Source organism: Streptomyces sp. NPDC003016 (assembly GCF_053591455.1).
Genome location: NZ_JBSFTV010000042.1, coordinates 29,746 through 54,590, shown reverse-complemented (window position 1 = coordinate 54,590; position 24,845 = coordinate 29,746). Strand labels below are relative to the sequence as shown.

The 24,845-nt window shown below is 69.9% G+C and carries 20 protein-coding genes and 1 pseudogene; 7 read left to right on the top strand and 14 right to left on the bottom strand.

The window, feature by feature from the left end; all coding sequences use genetic code 11:
• The first annotated feature begins 278 nt into the window (after positions 1-278).
• A complete protein-coding gene (locus ACWDZ4_RS29005) occupies positions 279-1,778 on the top strand; it encodes a family 43 glycosylhydrolase (RefSeq protein WP_451511354.1) in 1,500 nt (499 codons plus the stop codon).
• Positions 1,779-1,862: 84 nt separating this feature from the next.
• Positions 1,863-3,263, top strand: coding sequence for a family 43 glycosylhydrolase (locus ACWDZ4_RS29000; protein ID WP_451511356.1), 1,401 nt, complete (start codon positions 1,863-1,865; stop codon positions 3,261-3,263).
• A gap of 177 nt (positions 3,264-3,440) precedes the next feature.
• On the opposite strand, the gene mmsB is transcribed toward ACWDZ4_RS29000, so the two are convergent.
• The 4 genes from mmsB to ACWDZ4_RS28980 form a co-directional block, all read right to left on the bottom strand.
• The gene (mmsB, locus tag ACWDZ4_RS28995) at positions 3,441-4,679 is read right to left on the bottom strand and encodes a multiple monosaccharide ABC transporter permease (RefSeq protein WP_451511353.1); all 1,239 of its coding nucleotides are present in this window, start codon (positions 4,677-4,679) and stop codon (positions 3,441-3,443) included.
• Positions 4,680-4,682: 3 nt separating this feature from the next.
• The gene (gene mmsA / locus ACWDZ4_RS28990) at positions 4,683-6,230 is read right to left on the bottom strand and encodes a multiple monosaccharide ABC transporter ATP-binding protein (protein ID WP_451511352.1); all 1,548 of its coding nucleotides are present in this window, start codon (positions 6,228-6,230) and stop codon (positions 4,683-4,685) included.
• Between the two features lie 112 nt (positions 6,231-6,342).
• Positions 6,343-7,440: a multiple monosaccharide ABC transporter substrate-binding protein gene (gene chvE, locus ACWDZ4_RS28985; RefSeq protein ID WP_451511351.1), complete on the bottom strand. Its 1,098-nt coding sequence runs from the start codon at positions 7,438-7,440 to the stop codon at positions 6,343-6,345.
• Between the two features lie 366 nt (positions 7,441-7,806).
• Positions 7,807-9,063: an FAD-binding protein gene (locus tag ACWDZ4_RS28980; protein ID WP_451511350.1), complete on the bottom strand. Its 1,257-nt coding sequence runs from the start codon at positions 9,061-9,063 to the stop codon at positions 7,807-7,809.
• A gap of 427 nt (positions 9,064-9,490) precedes the next feature.
• Between ACWDZ4_RS28980 and ACWDZ4_RS28975 the strand changes: the two genes are divergently transcribed.
• Complete coding sequence (locus tag ACWDZ4_RS28975) at positions 9,491-10,204, top strand: GAF and ANTAR domain-containing protein (protein WP_451511349.1); 714 nt, start codon at positions 9,491-9,493, stop codon at positions 10,202-10,204.
• 47 nt (positions 10,205-10,251) lie between these two features.
• Here the strand turns inward: ACWDZ4_RS28975 and ACWDZ4_RS28970 are convergent, their stop codons facing one another.
• The gene (locus ACWDZ4_RS28970) at positions 10,252-11,445 is read right to left on the bottom strand and encodes a PP2C family protein-serine/threonine phosphatase (protein WP_451511348.1); all 1,194 of its coding nucleotides are present in this window, start codon (positions 11,443-11,445) and stop codon (positions 10,252-10,254) included.
• Positions 11,446-12,090: 645 nt separating this feature from the next.
• On the opposite strand from ACWDZ4_RS28970, the pseudogene ACWDZ4_RS28965 reads away from it, so the two are divergent.
• Positions 12,091-12,410 (top strand): annotated as a pseudogene (locus ACWDZ4_RS28965) (ABC transporter ATP-binding protein); the annotation flags it as partial.
• A gap of 36 nt (positions 12,411-12,446) precedes the next feature.
• Here ACWDZ4_RS28965 and ACWDZ4_RS28960 read toward each other — a convergent pair.
• The 4 genes from ACWDZ4_RS28960 to ACWDZ4_RS28945 all read right to left on the bottom strand — a co-directional run bounded on the left by ACWDZ4_RS28960 (position 12,447) and on the right by ACWDZ4_RS28945 (position 16,475).
• On the bottom strand, positions 12,447-13,649 hold the full coding sequence (locus ACWDZ4_RS28960; protein WP_451511347.1) for an MFS transporter: 1,203 nt from the start codon (positions 13,647-13,649) through the stop codon (positions 12,447-12,449).
• A 180-nt stretch (positions 13,650-13,829) separates the two neighbouring features.
• Positions 13,830-14,267, bottom strand: coding sequence for an acyl-CoA thioesterase (locus ACWDZ4_RS28955; RefSeq protein ID WP_451511346.1), 438 nt, complete (start codon positions 14,265-14,267; stop codon positions 13,830-13,832).
• 90 nt (positions 14,268-14,357) lie between these two features.
• Positions 14,358-15,392 (bottom strand): methyltransferase, encoded by a 1,035-nt coding sequence (locus ACWDZ4_RS28950; RefSeq protein ID WP_451511345.1) that lies wholly within the window; start codon positions 15,390-15,392, stop codon positions 14,358-14,360.
• A gap of 48 nt (positions 15,393-15,440) precedes the next feature.
• Positions 15,441-16,475: a methyltransferase gene (locus ACWDZ4_RS28945; RefSeq protein ID WP_451511344.1), complete on the bottom strand. Its 1,035-nt coding sequence runs from the start codon at positions 16,473-16,475 to the stop codon at positions 15,441-15,443.
• A gap of 259 nt (positions 16,476-16,734) precedes the next feature.
• On the opposite strand from ACWDZ4_RS28945, the gene ACWDZ4_RS28940 reads away from it, so the two are divergent.
• Both ACWDZ4_RS28940 and ACWDZ4_RS28935 read left to right on the top strand, forming a co-directional pair.
• Positions 16,735-17,661: a proline iminopeptidase-family hydrolase gene (locus tag ACWDZ4_RS28940; RefSeq protein WP_451511343.1), complete on the top strand. Its 927-nt coding sequence runs from the start codon at positions 16,735-16,737 to the stop codon at positions 17,659-17,661.
• A 50-nt stretch (positions 17,662-17,711) separates the two neighbouring features.
• Complete coding sequence (locus ACWDZ4_RS28935; protein WP_451511342.1) at positions 17,712-18,575, top strand: LLM class F420-dependent oxidoreductase; 864 nt, start codon at positions 17,712-17,714, stop codon at positions 18,573-18,575.
• Between the two features lies 1 nt (position 18,576).
• On the opposite strand, the gene ACWDZ4_RS28930 is transcribed toward ACWDZ4_RS28935, so the two are convergent.
• The 5 genes from ACWDZ4_RS28930 to ACWDZ4_RS28910 all read right to left on the bottom strand — a co-directional run bounded on the left by ACWDZ4_RS28930 (position 18,577) and on the right by ACWDZ4_RS28910 (position 23,501).
• Positions 18,577-20,133, bottom strand: coding sequence for a GMC family oxidoreductase (locus tag ACWDZ4_RS28930; protein ID WP_451511341.1), 1,557 nt, complete (start codon positions 20,131-20,133; stop codon positions 18,577-18,579).
• An 81-nt stretch (positions 20,134-20,214) separates the two neighbouring features.
• Complete coding sequence (locus tag ACWDZ4_RS28925) at positions 20,215-21,438, bottom strand: beta-ketoacyl-[acyl-carrier-protein] synthase family protein (RefSeq protein ID WP_451511340.1); 1,224 nt, start codon at positions 21,436-21,438, stop codon at positions 20,215-20,217.
• Complete coding sequence (locus ACWDZ4_RS28920; protein WP_073751640.1) at positions 21,435-21,683, bottom strand: phosphopantetheine-binding protein; 249 nt, start codon at positions 21,681-21,683, stop codon at positions 21,435-21,437. Before ACWDZ4_RS28920 ends, ACWDZ4_RS28925 begins: the two co-directional genes overlap by 4 nt.
• 97 nt (positions 21,684-21,780) lie before the next feature.
• Positions 21,781-22,782: a beta-ketoacyl-ACP synthase III gene (locus ACWDZ4_RS28915; RefSeq protein ID WP_451511339.1), complete on the bottom strand. Its 1,002-nt coding sequence runs from the start codon at positions 22,780-22,782 to the stop codon at positions 21,781-21,783.
• Entirely contained in the window at positions 22,779-23,501 is a 723-nt protein-coding gene (locus ACWDZ4_RS28910; RefSeq protein WP_451511338.1) for an AfsR/SARP family transcriptional regulator, read from the bottom strand. Before ACWDZ4_RS28910 ends, ACWDZ4_RS28915 begins: the two co-directional genes overlap by 4 nt.
• 416 nt (positions 23,502-23,917) lie before the next feature.
• Here ACWDZ4_RS28910 and ACWDZ4_RS28905 point away from each other — a divergent pair, with 416 nt between their 5' ends.
• Positions 23,918-24,778 carry a DUF5829 family protein gene (locus ACWDZ4_RS28905; protein WP_451511337.1) on the top strand — a complete coding sequence of 287 codons (861 nt, stop codon included), beginning with the start codon at positions 23,918-23,920 and terminating at the stop codon, positions 24,776-24,778.
• Positions 24,779-24,845 lie beyond the last annotated feature (67 nt).

Below are 24,845 nucleotides of genomic sequence, written 5' to 3'. Positions count from 1 at the left end.
ACAACCGCCTTGTAGCGGAGGGCGGTTCCGGCCTTCACGTCATCGCCCAGGTGCTGGGTGCCGTTCCCACGGTCCGGGCGCCACTGCGTTTCCGGGGAGCGGCAGCTTTGGCCGAAAGCCTTGACTGACGGGCTGTTAGCGTTAACAATCGCGCAACGCGATAGAAACGCAGCCTTGCGTGCCGTCGGTGTCCACCACCCGCTCAAGGCGTTGTGAGCGCTCTCTTCCGCGACCCCCTGCCCACGGCGCAGCCCGTGCGCCACCACCAAGGGACCGTTGTGACCCCCACCCCCACCCGCACCCCCATCCGTACTCGCCCCCGTACCTGGATCGCCCTCGCGATCGCCGTCCTCGCCCTGCTCTGCACCACTGTCAGCCCGCCCGCCACGGCAGCCGCCGGTGCCACCTACACCAACCCGGTGAAGTCGCAGAAGGGCGCCGACCCCTGGCTGGAGTACTACAACGGCAACTACTACCTGGTGACGACCTCGTGGTCCTCCGAGATCACCATGCGCAAGTCGCCCACGCTGGCCGGCCTCGCCACCGCGCCCAGCGTCCAGGTGTGGTCCGACACCACGCCGTCCCGCTGCTGCAACATCTGGGCACCCGAGATCCACTTCTTCGACGGCCGCTGGTACCTCTACTACACGGCCGGGGAGGGCATCACCGACTACAACAAGACCCAGCGCACGCACGTACTGGAGAGCACCGGGTCCGACCCGGCGGGCCCGTACCGCTACAAGAACCGGCTGTACGACCCCGCCAACGACAACTGGCTGATCGACGGCAGCGTGCTGCGGGCCGGCGGAAAGCTGTACCTGCTCGGCAGCGCCATGGGCAACGGCACCCAGAACCTGGTCATCGCGCCGATGAGCAACCCGTACACCGTCAGCGGCCCGCTGCGCACCCTCTCGACGCCGACGCACGCCTGGGAGCGCCAGGGCGCCCCCGTCAACGAAGGCCCCGAACCGCTGTACCGCAACGGCAAGACCTTCGTCGTCTACTCCGCCAGCTACTGCACCACCGCGGACTACAAGCTCGGTCAGCTGGAACTGACGGGCGCCGACCCGCTGAACGCCTCGTCGTGGACGAAGAAGGCCGCCCCGGTCTTCCAGCGCAACGACGCGGCGGGCGTCTACGGGCCCGGCCACAACGGCTTCTTCACCTCGCCCGACGGCACGGAGAACTGGATCGTCTACCACGCCAACGACCGGGCGAGCGAGGGCTGCGACAACGGCCGTACCACCCGCGCGCAGAAGTTCACCTGGAACGCGGACGGTTCACCGGACTTCGGCGCCCCCGTGGCACTGGGAGCTTCCCAGCCCGGCCCCTCGGGTGAGAAGACGGCCACGCCGACGTCGTACACCCTGGTGAACCGCAACAGCGGCAAGTGCCTGGACCTGGAGAACGCCTCCCCGGCCGACGGGGCGAACGTACGCCAGTGGACCTGCAACGGCGCCGCCGCCCAGAAGTGGCGCATCGAGGACCAGGCCGACGACACCAGCCGCCTGGTCAACGTCGCCAGCGGCAAGGCGCTGGACGTCGCCGACTGCTCGACCGCGGACGGCGCCGACCTGCGCCAGTGGTCGTGGCTGAACAACACCTGCCAGCGCTTCCGGATGGTGGTCAGTGACACCGGCGGATGGGTGCGCCTGGTCAACGCCAACAGCGGCAGGGCCGCGGACGTCGCCGGCTGCTCGACGGCGGACGGCGCCGACGTACGCCAGTGGTCCTGGCTCGCGAACCCCTGCCAGCAGTGGCAGATCAAGCCCAACTGACCACCCCGCCCCCACACCACGCAAGAGAAAGACACCGCGATGAGAATCCGCAAGCTCTCCGGCGCCCTCGCCACCGGCGCCGCGATGCTGGCCGCCCTGCTGCTGCCCGCACCGGCCCAGGCCGCCGTGCCCGCCTCACCCGCCGTCTCGTACACCAACCCCCTGGTGAACCAGCGCGCCGACCCGCACATCTTCAAGCACACCGACGGCTACTACTACTTCACCGCCACCGTCCCCGAGTACGACCGCATCGTCCTGCGCCGCGCCACCACCATCCAGGGCCTGTCCACCGCCCCCGAGACGGTGATCTGGACCAAGCACGCCACCGGCGACATGGGCGCGCACATCTGGGCCCCGGAGATCCACTTCATCGACGGCAAGTGGTACATCTACTTCGCTGCCGGGCGCGCCGACGACGTCTGGAAGATCCGGATGTACGCCCTGGAGAGCTCCGCCGCGAACCCCCTGACCGGCGGCTGGACCGAGAAGGGCCGGATCGCCACCCCGATGGACAGCTTCGCGCTGGACGCGACCACCTTCGTCGTGAACGGCGTCCGCTACCTCAGCTGGGCGCAGAAGGACCCGGCGATCGACACCAACTCCAACGTCTACCTCGCCAAGATGGCCAACCCCTGGACGATCACCGGCACTCCGGTCCGCCTGGCCGTGCCCACGTACAGCTGGGAGACCGTCGGCCACAAGGTCAACGAGGGCCCGGCCGTGATCCAGCGCGGCGGCAAGGTCTTCATGAGCTACTCGGCGTCCGCGACCGACAGCAACTACTGCCTCGGCCTGCTCACCGCCTCCGCCACCGGCAACCTGCTCGACCCCGCCGCCTGGAAGAAGAGCCCGGCCCCGGTCTTCACCAGCAACGCCGCCACCGGCCAGTACGGTCCGGGCCACAACTCCTTCACCACGTCGGAGGACGGCAGGAGCGACGTCCTCGTCTACCACGACCGCAATTACAAGGACATCACCGGTGACCCGCTGAACGACCCCAACCGCCGTACCCGCGTGCAGAAGCTCTACTGGAACGCCGACGGCACGCCCCACTTCGGCATCCCGGTCGCCGACGGCGCCACGCCCAGGCGCCTGTCCTCCGCCAACTTCCCCGACCACTACATCCGGCACTGGGAGTACCGCGGCAAGCTGGAGGCGAACGTCACCCACCTCGCCGACTCGCAGTTCCGCACCGTGACCGGGCTCGCCGGCAGCGGCACCGTCTCGCTGGAGTCCGCCAACTTCCCCGGCTACTACCTGCGCCACAGGAACGGCGAGATCTGGGTGGAGAAGAACGACGGCACCACCGCCTTCAAGGGCAGCGCCGGCTTCTACCAGCGGCCCGGCCTCGCCGATCCGGCCGGTGTCTCCTACGAGGCGTACACCGCCCCCGGCCAGTACGTCCGGCACTTCGACTTCCTGCTCCACCTCCAGGGCGCCGGCACCACGCTCGCCAAGCAGGACGCCACGTTCCACCAGCAGTGACCCGATCCGACCTGGCCTGATCCGGCTTCGACCCTGGTCCTGACCCTTCCGTCCGGCCGCGCCCGCCACACGGGGCGCGGCCGGATCCGTGCGCGGCCCCGCACAGACGACTCCGCCCGGTCACTGGGACCGGGCGGAGTCAGGAGGCCGGGCGGAGTCAGGAGACCGGGCGAGAGGTCAGGAGCCGACCTTGCGCTTGTTGTAGACGTCGAAGCCGACGGCCGCGAGAAGCACCAGGCCCTTGATGACCTGCTGGTAGTCGGTGCCGATGCCGACCAGCGACATTCCGTTGTTCAGCACGCCGAGCACCAGGCCGCCGATGATCGCGCCCAGTACGGTGCCGACGCCTCCGGAGGCCGAGGCGCCGCCGATGAAGGCCGCCGCGATGGCCTCCAGTTCGAAGTTGATGCCGGCCTGCGGCGTGCCCGCGTTGAGCCGCGCCGCGAAGACCATGCCCGCCAGCGCGGCCAGGACACCCATGTTGACGAAGGCCAGGAAGACGATGCGCTTGCTCTTCACACCGGACAGCCTGGCGGCCGCCTCGTTGCCGCCGATCGCGTAGGTGTGGCGGCCCAGGATGGAGTTGCGCATCACGTACCCGAAGGCGACGAGCAGCGCGCCGAGGATGAGCAGGACGATCGGGACGCCGTGGTAGCTCGCGAGCAGCAGGGTGAACGCCACGACGGCAGCGGTGATCGCGGCCAGCTTCGCCAGGAAGAAGCCCATGGGGAGCAGTTCGAGGCCGTACGAAGCCGCCCGGCGACGGCCGCGGATCTCCTGGAGGACGGCCACGACCAGCACGCACAGGCCGAGCAGCAGGGTCAGGTTGTGGTAGTCGGTGTACGGGCCGACCTCGGGCAGGAAGCCGCTGCTGATCTCCTGGAAGCCCTTGGGGAAGGGGGCCACCGACTGGCCCTGCAGCAGGATCTGGGTGCCGCCGCGGAACAGCAGCATGCCGGCCAGGGTGACGATGAACGAGGGGATGCCGACGTAGGCGATCCAGAACCCCTGCCAGGCACCGGCCACCGCGCCGATCAGCAGTGCGATCACCAGGGCGAGCGGCCACGGCATGTCGTGCTTGACCATCATCACGGCCGAGGCGGCGCCGACGAAGGCGGCCAGCGAACCGACCGACAGGTCGATGTGTCCGGCGATGATGACGATCATCATGCCGATGGCCAGGATGAGGATGTAGCCGTTCTGCTGGATGAGGTTGGTGATGTTCAGCGGCTTCAGCAGGGTGCCGTCGGTCCAGATCTGGAAGAGCACCACGATCAGCGCGAGCGCGACCAGCATGCCGTACTGCCGGACGTTGCCGCGCAGCGTCTCCAGCAGCAGCGCGCCGACGCCGCCCCCGCCGGCGGGCCCGGCGTCCGGGGCGGACGCCGGTATGTTCTCTGTCTTCACCTGGGCCATGCCTTACACCTGCTCGTTCTGGGTTGCCGCGCTCACGGTCATGAGGCGCATGAGGGATTCCTGGGTCGCGTCCGCACGGTCGACCTCGCCGGTGATCCGGCCCTCGGCCATCGTGTAGATCCGGTCGCACATGCCGAGCAGCTCCGGCAGTTCCGAGGAGATGACCAGCACGGCCTTGCCCTGGGCTGCCAGGTCGGCGATCACCGCGTAGATCTCGGCCTTCGCGCCGATGTCGATGCCCCGGGTGGGCTCGTCGAGGATCAGCACCTCGGGATCCGAGAAGATCCACTTGCTGAGGACGACCTTCTGCTGGTTGCCGCCGCTCAGCTTGCCGGTCTCCGCGAACACCGTGGGTGCCTTGATGTTCATCGTGGTGCGGAACCTCTCCGCGACCTTCGTCTCCTCGTGCTCGTTCACCCAGCCGCGCCGGGAGACCTTGCCGAGGGCGCTCAGCGAGATGTTGCGGCTGATGCCGTCCATCAGGTTGAGCCCGAGGTGCTTGCGGTCCTCGGTGACGTACGCGATGCCGTTGCCGATGGCCTCCGGCACCGTACGGGTCCGGATCTCCCTGCCGTCCAGCAGCACCCGGCCGCCGGTGCGGCGTCCGTAGGAGCGGCCGAAGACGCTCATCGCGAGCTCGGTGCGGCCGGCGCCCATCAGGCCCGCCATGCCCACGATCTCACCGCGCCGCACGGTGACCGACGCGTTGTCGACCACCTTGCGGTGCAGGTCGATCGGGTGCATTACGGTCCAGTCCTCGACGGCGAAGGCGACCTCGCCGATGTCGGGGGTGCGCTCGGGGTAGCGGTGCTCCAGGTCGCGGCCGACCATGCCCCGGATGATCCGGTCCTCGGAGATCCCCTCGGCGCCGACCGCGATCGTCTCGATGGTCCGGCCGTCGCGCAGGATGGTGACGGCGTCGGCGACCCGGGCTATCTCGTTCAGCTTGTGCGAGATGATGATGCAGGCGATGCCCTGGGCCTTGAGCTCCAGGATGAGATCGAGCAGCTTGCGGCTGTCCTCGTCGTTCAGCGCGGCCGTCGGCTCGTCCAGGATCAGCAGTCTGACTTCCTTGGCGAGGGCCTTGGCGATCTCGACCAGCTGCTGCTTGCCCACGCCGATGTCGGCGATCCGGGTCTGCGGGTTCTCGTGCAGGCCGACGCGGGCGAGGAGTTCCTTCGCGTGCGTGAGCGTCCGCTGCCAGCTGATGATGCCGCGCGAGGCGTGCTCGTTGCCCAGGAAGATGTTCTCCGCGATGGAGAGGTAGGGGATCAGGGCGAGTTCCTGGTGGATGATCACGATGCCGCGCTGCTCGCTGGCCCGGATGTCCTTGAAGGAGCACGGCTCGCCGTCGAAGAGGATCTCGCCCTCGTAGGAACCGTGCGGGTAGACGCCGCTGACCACCTTCATCAGGGTGGACTTGCCGGCGCCGTTCTCACCGCAGATGGCATGGACCTCGCCGGGGGCCACGCTCAACTCGACGTCGGAGAGCGCTTTGACACCGGGGAAGGACTTACTGATCGAACGCATCTCGAGGAGGGGTCCGGCCATGGTGGTGCATCCGTTCGACTCGGGGTGGTACGGGCGGGGGGCGGCGGCCGGTCGTGGCCTGACGCCACCGCCCGTACCACCGGCTCTGCGGCCCTGAGGGGGCCGGTCGTGGCTACTTGAGCTGGTCGGCGGTGTACTGGCCGGAGTCGACCAGCACCTTGCGGTAGTTGCCCTTGTCCACGCTGACCGGTTGCAGCAGGTAGGCCGGGACGACCTTGACGCCGTTGTGGTACTGCTTGGTGTCGTTCACCTCGGGCTTGCCGCCGGTGAGCAGGGCATCGCCCATCTGCACGGTCACCTCGGCCAGTTGACGGGTGTCCTTGTACACGGTCTGGGTCTGCTCGCCGGCGATGATGGACTTCACCGAGGCCAGCTCCGCGTCCTGGCCGGTCACGATCGGCAGCGGCTTTCCCGCACCGCCGTAGCCGACGCCCTTGAGGGACGACAGGATGCCGATCGAAATGCCGTCGTAGGGGGAGAGCACCGCGTCGACCCGGGCCGACGTGTACGCCTTGCTGAGCAGGTTGTCCATCCGGGACTGCGCGACACCGCCGTCCCAGCGCAGGGTCGCCACCTGGTTGAACTTGGTCTGCCCGCTCCGGACGACCAGCTTCTTGTCGTCGATGTACGGCTTGAGGACGCTCATCGCGCCCTTGAAGAAGAAGGTGGCGTTGTTGTCGTCCGGGGAGCCGGCGAACACCTCCAGGTTGAACGGCCCCCTGCCGTCCTCGAGACCGAGCCGGTCGACGATGTACGTGCCGTGCAGGACCCCGACCTTGAAGTTGTCGAAGGTCGCGTAGTAGTCGACGTTCTCCGTGCCGTGGATCAGGCGGTCGTAGGAGATCACCTCGATGTTCGCTTCGGCGGCCCTCTGGAGCACGTCGGTGAGCGAGGAGCCGTCGATCGCGCCGATCACCAGCAGCTCGGCACCCTTGGTGATCATGTTCTCGATCTGCGAGACCTGGTTCTCCACGACGTTGTCGCCGTACTGCAGGTCCGTCTTGTAGCCCTTGGCCCGGAACTGCTTGGCGATGTTGGTGCCGTCGTTGATCCAGCGTTCCGACGATTTGGTGGGCATGGCGATGCCCACGAGGCCGCCCTTGTCGTCGCCCTTGTCCGCGTAGGGGCCGACGCCGTTGGCGCTCTGGCCGCAGGCGGCCAGCGTCAGGGTGAGCGCCGCCGCAGCGAGACCTGTCGAAACCTTCCGCACTTTTCCTCCAGTGATATGCCGTGATCGGCGTGACCTCGGCGGGGGCCTCGGGTCTGTCGAGCGGGAACGGGCCGGGAGCTGCGCCGGGAAAGCGGGCGGGTCCGTACGTACGGGCGCGGTCCGCTGGCCGCAGCCGGTCCGGCGGCTGTTCCGACGGGCTCGCCCGTGCTGGCTCCGGCCGTCTCTCCGACCTGGCGTTACAAGAGTGTTAACGCTAACAGAAGTGACGTCAAGGTCCCTGAGATCACCGTTCCATATCGCAGCGCCATGAGGGATCACCAGGGAGGGCGGAGTCTGTGTTAGCGATAACATTCGGGGCCGGTGAAATGCCGGCGCCGCCACCGGGCCCGTCGGCCGCCGGTGTTCCTACGCGAAGTAACGCCGGATGAGGTCGTTGCGGAACTTCCCCGCCGGATCGCACGCGGCCATCAGCTGTTCGAAACGCCCGTAATGCTCGTAGAGCCCGCGCACGGACTCCGGGCCGGCGGTGAAGAGCTTCCCCCAGTGCGGCCGGGCGCGGAAAGGGGAGAGCGCGTCCTCGATGACACGCAGAGCCGACGTCACCGCGGCCGGGTCGGGGAGCCAGGTGAAGTGGAAAGCCACCGAGTCGCGGTGGCAGGCCGGGCTCAGCCAGAGGTCGTCGGCCGCGACGCTGCGGATCTCCCCGATCTGCAGGCACGGCGCGATCCGCTCCCGGACCGCGTGCAGTGCGTCGAAGGCGGCGGCGGCGTCCTCGCGCGCCACGAAGTACTCCGACTGCAACTCGTCGCCACTGCTCGGCGTGTGTTCGAGCCGGAAGTGCGGAAGCCTGGCCTGCCAGGGGCCGGGAACCCCCGACTGCGGGGTGCACGACTCCGGCGGCATTCCGGGTACGGGATGCCGGGCACCGTCGGAGAGCGTGGCCCCGAGCCACCGTTCCGGCGCCGGTCGCGGTCCCTCGGGGCCCACCCGCCGCTTGAGCCACACCTGATCGATCCGGTCGCTTTGCCACCGGGTGAAGAGGCTGACGCTGTACGCCGCCGACATCACCTCGTCGAACCCCTGGCGCAGTGTCTCGTGGGGCAGTCCCTCGTAGACCCACTGCTGGATGTCGAAGGCCGGCACCAGGTCGAGCGTCAGCCGGGTGACGATCCCCAGGGAGCCCAGGGCGACCACCGAACCGGCGAAATGCTCGTCGCCGCGAGCCAGGGCCACCACATCGCCCGTGGCGCAGACGTAGTGGAGCGCGCGCACGGCGGAGGCGAGGCTGCCGTTGCGGACCCCCGAGCCGTGCGTGCCCGTGGCGCAGGCGCCGGCGACCGAGATGTGCGGGAGCGATCCGAGATTGTGCAGGGCGAACCCCGCCTCGTGCAGCGCTCCCGTGAACTCGCCGAAGCGCAGGCCGGAACTCACCGTGACGGTCCCGGCCTGCCGGTCGATGTCGACCGTCTTGGGCAGGGCGGACGTGGACACCAGATCGCCGCGGGTGTCCGCGATCGCGTTGAACGAGTGACCGGTTCCCAGCGCGCGTACGGAACGACTCCCGGCGACCAGCTCCTGCAACTCCTCGACGGACGTCGGGACACGGAGCCGTTGCGCGCCGAACCGTATGTTGCCTGCCCAGTTGGTCACTGCTTCGTCCATCGCCGGTCCATTCGTGTCCATGTGCGGTCTGGGAGGCGGGGCCCGCACGGTGCCCGCCCTCGGTGGCGGGTCCGGCGTAGGCGGTCGACGGCGGCGGCGCACGCGCCGGGGGCGGGGCCGGTGGTGGTCGGGTCCCTGTTCGACGCTTGGACGTTAGCGCTAACAGAAAAGGGGCGTCAATGGCTCCGGCGGGCGGCGCCGGCCCTCGGCCCGGTTCCGTACCGCCTGCCGATGGCGTGGTCTCCAGTGGTGAACACGCCTGCCCGCGGCTCACGTTCCAGTCGGCGATTGCCGGGTACGCCCCATGCATGACCCATGACCACAGCACTCCGCTGCTCCCTCGCCGGCGATGCCGGGACAGTCCGAACACGCCCCGGGCCGCTGGCTCCTTCCCGCCCGGACGTCTGCCGTCGAAGGGGTACGCCGGGTGACGGCCGACGAGACGGGGGCGGCACGGCTGGTGACGGAGGCCGGCGTGGGCGTCTCCCCGGAGGAGCTCCCGCGGCGCCTGTGCGAAGCGGTGTGCGAGGGCCTGGGGGCGGACGGGGCGACGCTGTCACTGCTGACCGACACACCGTCCCGGCAGTTGCTGGGCGCCTCGAACGCCACCGCGCTGCTGCTGGAGGAGATCCAGTTCACCGTTCTGGAGGGTCCGTGCATCAGCGCGGCGGCCGGCGGCGAGCCCGTGGTGGTGAACGACCTGCACAGCGCGCCCACGCCGTGGCCCCTGTTCGGGGCGAGCATGCGCGAACAACTCCCCGAGGTCCGGGCCGTGTACGCCTTCCCGGTGTACTTCGGCGACTACGTCCTGGGGTCGTTGGACGTGCTCGCTCTTCGGCCCGACGCTCTGGGCGAGGACACGGTGAAGCACGGGCCACATGTGGCCGACGCCGTGGCGGCGGCCCTCGTACCGGCTCGTGAACAGCTGATCACGGGGAAGGAGGCGCCTGCCTGGGAACCGGTGGACGTCATCCGCGCCCACTGGTTCGACACCCGGCGTGCCATCGACATGGTGGCCGCGTGGCGCGGGCTGAGTCCCGAGGACGCCCTGGCTCTCCTGCGCGCCCGTGCTTTTCGCACCGGACGGACCCTGGCCCACATCACCGCCGACATCCTGGGCCGTCCGCCCCACGCGCCGTAGTCGCAGCCGTTCGCCGTACAGCTGCAGCACAGCACCCGCCGGGAACCTCAGCACACCGTCGAAGAGCCGGAGGGCTTCTCGGGCCCGTGCCATTCGCAGAGTAGGACGGTGGCGTCGTCGGTGAGTCTGCCGTCGTGGTGGTCGAGCACGGCGCGGACCAGGCGGCGCAGGGTTTCGGGGACGGGAAGGCCGTCGGCCTGGTGGCGGATGATGAAGTCGACGAAGCGGTCGCGCCCGAATTCGTGGCCGTAGGCGTCACGGGCCTCGGTGACGCCGTCAGTGTAGAGCAGGAGCTGGTCACCGGGCTCGAGCTGCTCCCGGCACAGGGTGACGGGCAGTCCGAGATCGGTTCCCAGCGGGTGGGAGGGGACACAGTCCAGGGTGGTGGTCCAGCGACCGCCGCGGACGAGGACGGGCGGGTGGTGCCCGCAGTTGACCCAGGTGAGCAATCCGGTACCGAGGTCGAGGTCGGCCAGGACGCCGGTGGCGTACCGGTTGCGGGTGAACTGCTCGACCAGCGTCGTTTCGATGGCCAGAGCGGCTTCGACGAGTCCGGCGCCCTGACGCCGTCGGTTGCGGCAGGTGGCCATGGCCAGGTTGGCGGTGAGACCGGCGGAGGTGTCGTGGCCCATGGCGTCGAAGACGGCCAGGTGGGCGGTGTCGCCGGCCAGGGCGTAGTCGAAGGCGTCCCCCGCGGTGGCGTAGGCGGGTTCCATGGCGCCGACGATGGTCACCCTCGCGTTGGCGAAGGTGCGCGGCGGCATCAGGGTCCACTGCATCTCGGCGGAGACCGACATGGGGCTGATACGGGTGAGGCGGGCGTAGGAGTCGCTGTGGTGACGCTTGGAGACGAGGAGCATGCCCAGCAGCGATGCCAGGTCCCGCATGCTGTCGTGGCCGGCCTCGTCCGGTTCGGTGTCGGTTTCGACGCGGAGCACGCCGAGCCGTTCGGCGCCGTCCAGGATCGGCAGCCAGTGCTGCAGACGGTCGCCCGCGGAGGTGGACAGGGCCTGCATGAACTGGAAGACCCGGCCGGACAAGGTGGCGTCGATGCGCATCTCCTGCCCTCCGCCGCCCGCGTCGATCCCCTCTCCGGTGGCTTCGCGCAACATCTCTTCCTGCAGATCGGCTACGAAAATGCGCGCCCGGTGCAGGCCGGCTCCGGCGGCATGCCGGTCCACCAGGGCGGGCAGCTGCTCGAAGGTGACCAGGTGGCTGGCGCGCAACAGCCCTGTGAGCATGTGCGCGGAATCATGGAGCGTGACCATGGCAGGGCCCATCGAACGGGGACGGCCCGCGTCCGCCCGTCGCCCTCGATGATGAGAGAGCCGCGGTCCCGCTGCACGGCAGACGAAAACGAGAAGCCCGAAACGGCTGTCTGCGTTCAGCGTACGGCTCGAACCTCGCCGCGTGGAACGACGGCCGGGTCCGTTCCCGCGCCGCAGTGAAGAGACCGTGGTCCGCGTCCGTTCCTCCCGCCGGGGCGACCGTGCTCGCGCACGGACCGCGCTCGCGCGGTGGACCGCCTCCCCGCACCGCGACGGGAAACCGCGTGATCCGTACCCCGGCCTGCTGACCGGCACGTTCCGGGGCTCGGCATGCGAGGCAGTGATCAACAAGGGCCTGACCGTGTTCCAGGCGGACGGCATGCCGGCCGACGCGCCCCCGGCACGGGCGGTCTGTCCGCCGGTGCGGTCGCAGCCGAGTGGACCAAACCGTGGTCGGTCCCGTGGATCAGGCCGACCTCCACCGCCTGTGCCACTCCGGCTCCACTCCGGTCACCGAAGACACGCTGGAAGCGGCCACGGAGTGACCGCCTTCCCGGGACGGCGAACAGGGAGGGAAGGCTGATCGAGCCGCGAGGCTGCCGTTCGCGTCACGGTCGCCCGGACCGCACGGTGCTGGAGAACACGCGGACGTCGGCGTCCGGCCCGGACCTGGTGGAGATCCGCAAGGTGCTCGGGTCGTTCCTGTTCTCCGGCGACGACGTGGACAAGCCGGCGGGTGTGCCGTCCGGCGGCGAGGAGACCCGGCGAACCGTGAGGAGATCCTCGGCGCACTGCGTACCTACCGGGGCCACGGCGTCCTCGTCACGCACGACGAGGACGCCGTCGGGGCACTGCAGCCGGAGCGGATCATCCTGCTGCCCGACGGCGTGGAGGACCGGTGGAACGACACGTACGCCACTCTCGTGGCGCCGGCCTGACGAGCGCCGGCCGCCCCGCACCTCGGGGGCCTGCCGTCAGGGCACGCTTCGGATGCGTTGGACCAGGACAGCGCCGAGCAGGGTGAGAGCGGCGGTGAAAGCGAAGAGTGCCGGGTAGCCGCCGAGGTGAGTGACCAGCACGGCGGCGATGGCCGGCGCCAGCACGTGCGGGAGGGAGTTCGCGATATTGATGACGCCGAGATCCCGCCCCCGGTTGTCCGCGGTGGGCAGGACCTGGGTGATCAGCGCCTGGTCCACCGAGACGTAGACGCCGTAACCGAGGCCCATCAGGCCGGCGGCCACCAGCGCGGTCGGCCACGTCGGCCGGACCGCCAGCAGGGCGGAGCCGAGAGCGATCACCACACCGGACGCCGTGACCAGCGATTTCCGGCGGCCGAGGCGGTCGGACACCATACCGCCGATGAATGCGGTGAGCACGATGCCGGTGGTGTAGAGGACGACGAGAGTCAGCAGTCCCTGCTCGGCCTCGCGCCCGGGGAAGCGCTGTTCGTACCGCACCTCGTCGCGCAGAAAGTAGAGCAGGTACAAGGTTCCTGTGGCGTTGCCGAGCTGTACGAGCAGCCGTGTCAGCCAGGCGAGCGCGAAGTCGCGATGGCGGCGGGGGCTGATCCAGAACCCGGCAAGGAACCGCGACCAGCTCACAGCGGGCACCGCGGAGGCCGGCAGCCGGGCGTCCTCGACCGACCACAGGAACGGCAGGGCGCACAGGACAAGGACGACGGCGATCAGAGGGTAGCCGCTGCGCGGTCCGCTCACGGCGACGGTCACCAGGACCGTACCGAACACGACGGCCAGGGGCTGAGCGGCCCCCACCCACGCGCTCACGACGGCACGTTGTGCGACCGGGACATGGTCGGGCACCTCGGCCACCAGGCCGGCGAGCATCGCGCTGAGCGACAGCTGTGCCACGCACCAGCCGAACACGACACCGGTCACCGTGGTCTGGGGGGCGAGTATCAGCAGGCCCAGGGCAGTGCCCAGCGCGCCGCCGGCCAGCCAGGGTCTGCGGCGGCCGAAACGTGACGTGGTGCGGTCCGACAGGGCGCCCGCGACCGGGGTGGCGACCAGCGCGATCAGCGCGCCGATGCCGGTGACCAGACCGAGCGCCGATTCCTTGCCGTCCGGATCGATCGTCTCCAGCTGCTGGGCGAGCAGTACCTGGAGCGGTGTGTACAAGGCGGTCCACATGCCCAGGCTGACCAGCGCGATACCGGTCACGAACCTCGGCCCCACCCGCGTGACCGGATCGCTGGGCCTGTCCGGCGGCGATGGGGCGTCGGTGGCCGGTACTGGCCGGGCTTCAGGGGTCATCGTGGCCTTTCGGACAGTCGGTCGCGGACATGCCTACGGCCCCGGGCCTGTCGGCCCGGGGCCGTGGGACGGCATCTTCACCGCTGTTCAGAGCAAGGTCTTCGCAACATCGTTGAACGCGTCGCTCCACGCCGTGGGGCGCAGCGTCTTGGGGTCGAGCCGGATGTGCACCCGCCGCCCTTCGGCATGCACCACGCCGCCGTCCGCGGAGAGCACCCGGAATCCGTATACCGCGCTGGAGTCGGAAAGCTTGTCCATCCAGAGGTGGATACCGATCTCACCCGTGCCGCGGATGGGCGCCCGGTAACTGATCGAGAACTCCGCCACGGCCAGGAACACATCGGGCTGCGTGTACTTCCCGTCGGTGAACGCGAAACCCTGGCGTGCCCAGAAAGTGGTCAACGCCCGTTCCACCAGCACCATGTAGCGGGAGTTGTGCACGAAGCCCATCGAGTCGAGCTCGTCGAAGTGGGTGTAGCCGGGTTCGACGATGCCGCGCTCCACGGTCGTCTCGGGCTGGGTCATGCCTGCCTCCAAGGTGGGCTGGGACGAGCGGAATGCTGGACGGTAACAGTGGGGCGCCCCCCGGGGCAGGAGAATCAGCCACTTCCATGGTCAGACCGGGGCCACCTCCACGATGGACAGCGCTCCCGGCGTGGAGACGATCCGCAGCGACTTGAGATCCGCTGCGGAGAGCAGCTCCTCGAGTTCCTCTTCGCTGCGTTCCAGTCCGTCGAACACGGTCAGCATCAGTACGTCGGAGATGAGGGCGGACGGCGGGATGTCCGCGTCCGGGCGCACCGCGTCGACGATCAGGAGGCGCGACTGCTCCGACATGGCGTTGCGTACGGTCCGCAGAATGCGCAGGCTGTCGGCGTCGCTCTTGTCGTGGATGATGCGTTTGAGGACATAGAAGTCCGCGCCGGGCGGTACGGCCTGGAAGAAGTCGCCCACGGCGGTCTCCCAGCGCCCCTCGATCGCCGGGTCGTCCAACTTGTGCCGCCGGAGCACGGATTCACGCTCGAAGAGGACACCGTGCAGACCGGGGTTCTGAGCGAGCAGGGTGCGCAGGAAGCCACCCAGGCCGCCGGCGAGATCGATGACCGTACCCGTCTGCGGGAAGTCGTAGCTCGCGACGATGCCGTTCTGCTCCGTCATGGACATGGTGTCCATCGCATCGGTGAAGAGCTGTTCACGCTCTCCTTCGCCCTGGATGCAGTCGAAGAGGGGGGCGCCGAAGATGTCGTTGAAGGCGGTGCTGCCGTCGCGGACGGTGTCTTCGAGGCGTCCCGCCGGCTGCCAGTACATCTCGTCCGTGAACAGCAGGGCGGCGGGGCGTACGGAGTAGGGGACGTCGGTGCGCAGGACGTGGGCGGCGGGGGTGAGGTGGAAGGCCGAGTCCGCGTCTTCCCGGAAGATGCCGCGGGTGGCGAGGAAGCGCAGTACGCGGTGGAGGGAGGGGGCGTGTACGCCGGTGAGTCCGGCGAGTCGGGAGGCGGTTTTGGGTCCGTCGGTGAGGTGGCCGGCGATGTCGGTACGCAGGGCCACGCGCAGTGCCGCGGGGTAGAGGTAGCCGAGTGAGTCGCCGAGGACCTGCCTCACTGCTGCTGTGATCTCCGTGGCATCGGTCGGTTGCGTCGCATCGCTCAAGGTGGGCTCTTCCTGTGTCGGGTGCACGAGCAGTGGGCTGCCGACCGCTCAGGCAGTAACGGCTTCGAGGATGGACACCGTGCCCGGAGTCGGGATGACGCGGACCAGCCGTAGGCCGGCGGCGGCGAGGAGTTCCCTGAACTCCGTCTCGGTGCGCTCCTTGCCGTCGAAGATCGTCATCATCGCCACGTCGTACAGCTTGGCCGGGTGCGGGTCGTTGCCGGGCGGCACCACAGCGTCGACGATCAGGAGGCGGGCCTGGTCGGACATGGCCTTACGGACGGCCTGGAGAATCCGGAGGCTGTCGTCGTCGCTCCAGTCGTGGAGGACGCGCTTGAGGACGTAGATGTCGCCGCCGGTGGGCGCGACATCGAAGAAGTTCCCCTCGGCGGTCTCCCAGCGGCCCGCGATCGCCTCGTCGTCGAGCTGGTGCTGCTGGAGTACCGCGTCCTGCTCGTACAACACACCCTGCAGCCCCGGGTTGTCGGCGAGGACAGTGCGCAGGAAGCCGCCGGGACCGCCGCCGACGTCGATGATCTTCCCGGTCGCCGGGAAGTCGTAACTCGCGGCGATACCGCCCTGCTCGATGGCCGAGAGGTCGGCGATGCCGGTGTGGAAGGTCCGGGCGCTCTCCTCGTTCTGGGCGAGGTGGTCGAAGAGGGGGGCGCCGAAGATGTCGTTGAAGGCGGTGCTGCCGTCGCGGACGGTGTCTTCGAGGCGTCCGGTCGACTTCCAGTACATCTCGTCCGTCAGCAGCAGGGCGGTGGAGCGTACGGAGTAGGGGACGTCGGTGCGCAGGACGTGGGCGGCGGGGGTGAGGTGGAAGGCCGAGTCCGCGTCTTCCCGGAAGAGGCCGCGGGTGGCGAGGAAGCGCAGTACGCGGTGGAGGGAGGGGGCGTGTACGCCGGTGAGTTCGGCGAGTCGGGAGGCGGTTTTGGGTCCGTCGGTGAGGTGGCCGGCGATGTCGGTACGCAGGGCCACGCGCAGTGCCGCGGGGTAGAGGTAGCCGAGTGAGTCGCCGAGGACCTGCCTCACTGCTGCTGCGATCTCCGTGGCATCGGTCGGTTGCGTCGCATCGCTCAAGGGTCTGCCTCCATACGGCATCGCACTGTGGTCGCGTGAACCGGGGCGCGAGGGCTCCCGGTCACCGGTCGGGTCCAGCCTGGCCCCGCGGGCTGACCGGTGGCTGACCGATCGCTGACCGGGCCGGTCCCCAGCCGCCGCGCGGCCCCGCCGTCAGCGGCAGGTCAGTGAGCCGTCAGCCGGTACGGCGACGATGCGCCACGTGTGCCCGTGCGCCGATGGCGCGGGGGCCCGGAGCATCCGACGCGTGGAGGCGGCCTTGACGGCACTGGACGGCGCGACCGTGACCGAGGGCACGGTGGACTGGCAGGGGCGGAAGACGTGGTACCGCGTAGTGGGATCGCCCGGCCGGAGCTTCGACCGGGCTCCGCTGGTGATCTGCCACGGTGGCCCGGGCCTCACCCATGACTACCTCGCCCCGGTCGCCGAGTCGATGGGCGCGGGCCGGACCTGCGTGCTGTACGACCAGATCGGCAACGGGCGCTCGGAACACCACGGGGACGCCCCCGCCGGATTCTGGACGCCCGAGCTCTTCGTGGAGGAACTCCAGGCGCTGCTCGGCCACTTGGGCATGGCCGGCGGCTACCACCTGCTGGGGCACTCCTGGGGCGGGATGCTGGCCCTCGAACTGGCGGTCCGGCGTCCGGCCGGGCTCCGCTCGGTCGTCGTCGCCGACGGATTCGCGTCGTCGCGGACGTACCGCGAGGAAGTCGGCCGGCTGCTGAGCGAACTGCCCCAGGACATCAGGGAGCCGATAGAGCGCCACGAGGCGGCGGGAACCACCGGCTCGCCGGAGTACCAGGCCGCGCTACGGGCCTTCTACGGGCGTCATGTGTGCCGGGCCCGGCCCGTGCCCGCCGAGCTCCTCCGAACCCTCGCGTACCTGGGAGCGAATCCCGCGGTGTACGAGACCATGATGGGGCCGAGCGAATTCAGCATGACCGGAACGCTCCGCGGCTGGGACATCCGCGACCGGCTCGACCGGGTGGAAGTCCCCGTGCTCCTCGTATCGGGACGGCACGACGAGGTGACGCCCCGCGCGGTCGAAGAGATCCGGCGCGGCGTGCCCGGGGCCGAGTGGCTCCTGTTCGAGGAGTCGAGCCACATGCCGCACCTCGAGGAACCCGCCCGTTTTCGCGAGGTGGTCGAAACGTTCCTCGCACGCCAGAGCAGTCCGACGACGTGAGACGGCGGTGGGACGGACGTGATACGCCGGACGTGGCTAGCATGACCGTCATGGCATCGACTGCCCCGACAGTGGGCCTGTTCGGGATGAACATGAACGCCGCGGCGGACCCGGCGGTCTCGGCCCGTATCGCCCGGCGGGCCGAAGAGCTCGGCTACGACTCGCTGTGGGCGGCCGACCATGTCGTCCTGCCGCGGCCTCGTACCGAGGACTCCCCGCTGGAGCCGGACACCCCCCTGCTCGATCCCGTGGTGGCTCTGACGCATCTGGCGTCCCACACGGAACGGATCCGGCTCGGCACCGGTTGCGTCATCCTGCCGCAGCGCAACCCCGTGATCCTGGCCAAGCAGTTGGCCAGCCTCGACGTGGTCAGCGGGGGCCGGCTGCTGTTCGGCGCCGGCGTCGGCTACCTGGAGCCCGAAATGAGCGCTGTGGGCGTCCCGATGGCCGGCCGCGGCGCACGGGCGGACGAGTACCTCCAGGCCATCCACGCCCTCTGGTACGAGGACAAGCCCGCCTTCCACGGCTCGTATGCCCGCTTCGATTCCGTCGATGCCCGTCCGCGGCCCCTCCAGCGGCCGGTGCCGCTGGTGATCGGCGGACACAGCGCCGCGGCCCATCGGCGCGCGGTCGCCCACGGAGACGAGTGGTTCGGCTATCTCGTCGGCGTACGCTCCACCGCGGCACAGGTGCGCGCGCTCAAGGAGCTCTCCGACCGTGCCGGGCGGCAGGACCGGCCGCTCAAGGTTTCCGTGGCCCCGGCCCGGCCGCTGGACGCCGCCACCGTGAGGACGTACGCGGAACTGGGCGTGGACCGGCTCGTCGTGGTCCCGCCCATGGACCTGACCGTGCGGGAGCTCGAAGAGTTCGTGGAGCGGCACGCGCCCCGCGTGCTCGGGGCGGCCCCGGCCTGATCTAGGCCGTCCCGTGGTCGGCCGCGATGAAGGAGGAGACCTGCTCCCCGACCATCAGCGCGGGCGCGTGGGTGTTGCCCGTCGTGATCGCCGGGAACACGGAGGCGTCCGCGACCCGCAGGCCCTCGATGCCGTACACCCGCAGCCGGGGATCGACGACGGCGTCGGCGTCCACCCCCATCTTGCAGGTGCCCGACTGGTGGTGGTACGTCGTCACCGTACGCCGCAGATAGTCGCGCAGGGCCGGGTCGGCGGTCTCTTCGCCCGCCTCCGGGCCCGGGTACAGCTCGCGGGCCCCCCACTCCTCACGCAGGACCGGGGAGCGTCCGATGTTCCGGCACAACGCCGCGGCGGCCGCCAGGCTGTCCAGATCCGCCGCCGTACGCAACGTGCCGGGGTCGATGAGCAGCTCGTCCTCCGGCTGCGCGCCGGTGAGCCGGATCGATCCGCGGGAGGCCGGCCGGACGATCCCGGCCTGAAGGGTGAAGCCACTGGGAGGGCCCGTCATCCCCGGCTGGTACATGGGGGCCGGGAAGTGCAGCGGCTGGAGGTCCGGCACCGGCAGACCCGGCCGGCTGCGCCAGAACAGATGCGTCTGGGCGGGACCGAGGCCCGGCGACGGCCGGCCGACGGGACGCTCCGTGCTGAAGACGACGGGTGCCAGGACGTGGTCGTGCAGGTTGCGTCCTACGCCCGGGAGGTGGGCCACCGCGTCGATGCCCACAGAGCGCAGCTCAGCCGCGGCGCCGATGCCGGACAGCATCAGCAGCCGGGGCGACTCGATCGCTCCTGCGCTGATCACCACTTCCGCACGGGCGGTGGCCCGCTCGACGGTCCCTTCCCGCAGCCACTCCACGCCGACACACCGCGTGCCGTCGAGGAGTACCCGCCGCACGCGGGCCCCGGTGACCACGGTCAGGCCGGGCGACTGGGCGACCGGATCGAGATAGGCCGCGGCCGCGCTGCACCGGCGGCCGTCGGCAATGGTGAACTGGATCTTCGAAATCCCTTCGGGGCGGCCTGAGTTGTAATCCGCCTGATGGGGGATGCCGGTTTCCCCGGCCGCCTGGATCAGCGCTTCGTGGATGGGGTCCGCGTGGTACTTGGTGAGCACCGGCAGCGGCCCGCCCGAGCCGTGCGTTCCGTCCGCCCCGGTGTCGTAGTCCTCGATGGCCCGGAAGACCGGCAGGACGTCCTGCCAGGACCAGCCGTCGTTGCCGAGGTACGCCCAGTGGTCGTAGTCCAGCGCCGCGCCCCGGGTGTAGATCATCGCGTTGAGCGCGCTCGACCCGCCGAGCACCCGGCCGCGGGGCCAGTGCAGCCTGCGGCCGGCCGCGTGCTCCTGCGGTGTGGTGCGGTACGCCCAGTCCTGCTCGCCGAACCACAGTTCACCGAACCGCAGCGGGTCGTCGATGGCCGGGTTGGTGGCTTCGCCGCCGGCTTCCACAAGCAGGACCTTCGCGCCCCGGTCCACCAGCCGCCGCGTGACGACGCAGCCGGCGGAACCGGCACCCACCACGATGACGTCGAAGGGACCCTCGCTGAGCTGTTCGGCCACGTTCCGGCCTCCGTTGACGGTTCGTCGGGTTCGGGTTCGGGTTCGGGCGCGCGCGAGGGACGGGCGCGGGGCCGGGGGTTCTCACGCGGAGGTGAAGACCAGCACCGCGTTCTGGCCGCCGAAGCCGAACGAGTTGCTCACCGCCACCTCGATCTGCTGGGCGCGGGGGCCCTTCGCGACGATGTCCAGTTCGATCTCCGGGTCCAGGTTCTCCAGGTTCGCCGTCGGCGGCACGGTCGCGTTCTGCACGGTGAGCACGGTCAGCACCGCCTCGATCGCGCCCGCTGCCCCGAGGGCGTGACCGACCGCGCCCTTGGCGGACGTCACCGTCGCACGGTCGCCCAGCAGTTCGTGCAGGACCTTGGACTCGGCCGCGTCGTTCAGCGGCGTCGAGGTGCCGTGCGCGTTGACGTGGTCGACCTCGTCCGGTGTCACGCCCGCCGAGGCCAGTGCCGTTTCCAGGGCCTGCCGGACACCGGTGCCCCGCGGGTCCGGCGCCGTCATGTGGTGAGCGTCGGCGGAGGCGCCGTACCCCGCGATCCTCGCCCGTACGCGAGCCCCGCGAGCCCGTGCGTCCGTCTCGCGTTCCAGGACCAGGACGCCACTGCCTTCGCCGATGACGAAGCCGTCACGGTCCACGTCGAACGGGCGGGAAGCGGCGGCCGGGTCGTCCAGCCGTCGGGACAGCGCCCCCATCTGCGCGAACCCGGTGACGATCAGCGGACTCACCCCGGCTTCGCTGCCGCCCGTGACCACCACGTCGCAGCGGTCGTCGTGCAGCAACTGCGTCGCGGCCCCGATCGCGGTCGCACCGGAGGCGCAGGCAGTCGCGGTGACGAAATTGGGACCGCGGGCGCCGAACTCCATCGCGAGGTGACCCGCGACCATGTTCGGCACCAACAGGGGGATCAGCAGGGCCGAGACGGAGCCCGGCCCTTCGGACAGCATGGTCCGGTGCTGCTGCTCCCAGGTCGAGACACCGCCGAGCCCGCACCCCATGACAACGCCGACGCGCGCGCCGTCCCACGTCCTCGGGTCGAGCCCCGAGTCGGCGACGGCCTCCCGCGCGGCGACGATGGCCAGCTGGACGAACCTGTCGTGTACGAGGGTGCTGCGGCGGCCGACGAGTCTGGCCGCGTTGAACTCCGGGACCGTGCACGAGATGTCGACCGGCAGGCCCTCGAGAGCCGGATCGTACGCGGCCCTCGACAGCCCCTCGCACATGCCCTGCCAGCTCGCCTCGGCGCCGATGCCCGCGGCGGTGACCAGGCCGACCCCCGTGACGGCGACGGGAGCAGCGGTCATGACGTCGTCGCCGCGGCCGCCTGCTCCTCGATCACCTCGGCCGCCCGGCCGATGGTGTCGCGCGGCGACGCGGCGTCGTCACTGATCTTTACGCCCAGTTCCTTCTCGACCACCAGCAGCAGTTCCACGAGGAAGAGCGAGTCCATCTCCAGGTCCTCGAAGGTCACGTCCGGTGTGATCTCGGATCGATCCACCTGGAAACGGTTGACCAGGATGTCGGCGAGCGTGTCGTACATGGCTGCCATCACGGATTCCTTCCGTCCTGTGCTGCTGTCGTGTGGGGCTGTCGTGTGGTGGTGTGCGCAAAAGGGGCGGGGCGGCGGTGGTGCCGCGCCGCGGGTGTCAGGTCGGGCCGGTCGCGGGCCACGTCAGTACGGACGAGCCCCAGGTGAGGCCGCCGCCGAAGGCGGTGAGGAGGATCCGGTCGCCCGGCCGCAGCATCCCGGTGGCATGCGCGTGGTGGAGGGCCAGCGGGATGGACGCGGCCGCGGTGTTGCCGACCTCGGCGATGTTGCTGACGGCGCGCTCGTGCGGGATGTCGAGTTCGTCGGCGAGCCGGATGAGAATCCTGGCGTTGGCCTGGTGGGCGACCAGCCAGTCCACGTCGGTACGGCGCCAGCCGGCCCGCTCCAGCGCGGTGGCCGACGACATCGCCATGCGCTGTACCGCGTGCCGGAAGACCTCCTTGCCGGCCATCGCGAAGTAGTGGTCCGCGGCCTCGGGGGGCAGACCGGACAGGCGCTGTTCCGACCCGCCGGAGCGCACCGTGATGAGATCGCGGCCCTCCCCGTCGCTGCCGAGGTCGAACGGGCCGATGGCGCCCGGCTCCCCGTGGTCCCCCGCGCGCAGCACCACCGCCCCCGCGCCGTCACCGAAGATGGCTGATGTCGTCCGGTCCTTCGGGTCGAGAATGCTGGAGAACGTGTCCGCCCCGATGACCAGAGCGCGGGTGGACGAGCCGGACGCGATCAGCCCGGCGGCGGCGGCGAGGGCGTAGACGAAGCCGGTGCAGACAGCGGAGATGTCGAACGCCGCCACACCGGACAGCGCGAGCCGCGTCGCCACCGTGGGCGCGGTCCCCGGACACGGCCGGTCGGGCGTGGAGGTTGCCACGACCACGGTGTCCACCGAGGGATCGCCGGAGGACTTGAGTGCCTGCTCGCCCGCTCCGACCGCGAGGTCCGAGGTGGCAGTCCCGGAAGCGGCGAAGTACCGCTGCCGGATGCCTGTCCGGGACCGTATCCACTCGTCGGAGCCACCGGAGACCGCGGCGATCTCCTCGTTGGACACCGCGCGCGGCGGCAGGCAGCCGCCGATGCCCGCGAGGACCGCTGCCCGGCTCATGCGATCCGGCCGACGGCCGAGGGCCGGCCCGCCCCGGTCAGCGTGAGCGCGGGGTCCTGGGCCAGGATCTCGGCGTAGCACTGCTGCAGTGGCAGGCCCGGCTGTACGCCGAGTTCCTCGTCCAGTCGCTGACGGGTGCCGTGATACAGGGTCAGTGCTTCACCCTGCCGCCCCGACCGGTACAGGGCGATCATCAGCTGCTCGCAGAAGTGCTCGTTCAGGGGCTGCTGGGCGACGAGCTGGCGTAGTTCGGCGGCCGCCTGGCGGACGTCGCCGACGGCCAGCCTGGCGCTGATGAGGTCTTCCCACATGGTCAGCCGCCGCTCGTCGAACAGCGCGGCCGCCGCCCTGCACCGCAATCCGTCTCCGGCGTCGAGGAGGGCCGGTCCACGCCACAACCGCAGTCCGGACTCGAGGAGTTCGACGGCCCGGCAGGGGTCATGGCGCAAGGCCGCCGAGCCCCGCGCCGCGAGATCGAGGAACCGGTTGCCGTCCACGGCCTCGCGCGGGATGTCCAGTACGTAGCCGTTGTGTACGGCGCGCAGTACGGTCCCGGCGGCCCGTCCCTGGGAAGGGCCGTCCAGGACCTTCCGCAGGCGCGCCGCATGCGCCTGAAGCGCGTTGTGCACATTGCCGAGTGACTGACCGGACCACAGCTCGTCGGCGAGTTCGAGATGGGAGACCGCCCGCCCCGGTTCCAGCGCCAGGGTGGCGAACATGGCGCGTACTTTGTTCGCGCGGATTTCGCGTGGGTGACCGCCCACGGTGACGGATACGGTGCCAAGAATTTCGATGTGCACGACACTCCTAAGTCAATTCGACTCGTCGGGCGTCCTGTCGGCGGCATCGCAATGGTGTCCGGTTGCCGGCTACCGCGATCTCGCGTTGATCAAACTTGGTCAAATTGGCCAGGCGTAATGGTTGTCGTGCGGCAGCTGGACTGTCAAGGGATTTCTGGCGGGTACAGGGGGCGACCCAGGGGCTCCCCAGGGTGCCCAGGGATTCCCCCGGTGCCTTGCCGGGGCGGCGGATGCAAGACTCCTGGCCCCGGAGTCCGCCGAGGGCAACCGCGTGGAATGCGATGCGTATTGAGTATTCGTCGGACCGCAAATTCGGACGCGATCGGAGCAGACGTGTGACGAGTGGATCTGCAGCGAACGGAACGCCGGTACCCCGCCTCGACCACGTCATGGTGCTGCTCGACGGGGCCGCGCACCGCGATGTGTCGGCGAGCGGATTCCTGGCGGAACGCTTCGGCAGGATCAAGCGCAAGGAAGCGGAAAGCTCGGTCGCCGGGCAGTACTCCACGCTGGGAGTGGCCGGCGAGAACACGCTGATCGAGCTGTTCGGCAGCGACCTGCCGAGCGCGTCACCGCTCACGGGAGGTCTGGTGTTCTCGTTCGAGGAACCGGGGTCCGCCGAGCGCGCCCGCGCCGCGCTGGATGCTTCCGGCGAGGTCAAGTACCACCACGACCTGGTGCTCCGTACGGTGGAAGGCGCCGGGGAACAGCAGCCGTGGTACCACCTGATCAGTGTCGGCCTCGGCGAGGGCAGTCCGCTGCTGCTCTTCCTCAACGAGGTGACGCCCGAGTACTTCCACTCCCTCGGCGCGCGGCCCGCACCGGACGGGGCGCTGCTCCGCAAGAGCTATCTGGACGCGGCGCTCGGTGCTCCGGACGGGGCGAAGCGGCTCATGAGGGACGTCACCGGCGTGACGGTTTCGGTTACCGCCGAGCGCGGCCGGCGCCTCGCCGGCGCGCTCGCGGTCTTCGGTTTCGCCGAGGCCGAAACCGGGCCCGGGGTACGGGAACTGCGCGGCCACGGCCTCACCCTCCGGCTGGAGACGGGCGACCGGCTGGAACGCGTCACGGAAATAGAGATCGCCCTGGATCCCGATGCCTACGAAGCCTCGGACCCCAGGGAATTCTTATTCGGTGAGACCTCGCGAATGGTCCTCGAATCACCGGAGACCGCGCGCTGGAGTTTCACTCCCTAGCACTGAGCGATCTTGTGCGGAATGTGTCAGGAAGGTCAGTAAGTCACAGCAGGCCGAGCGCAATCGG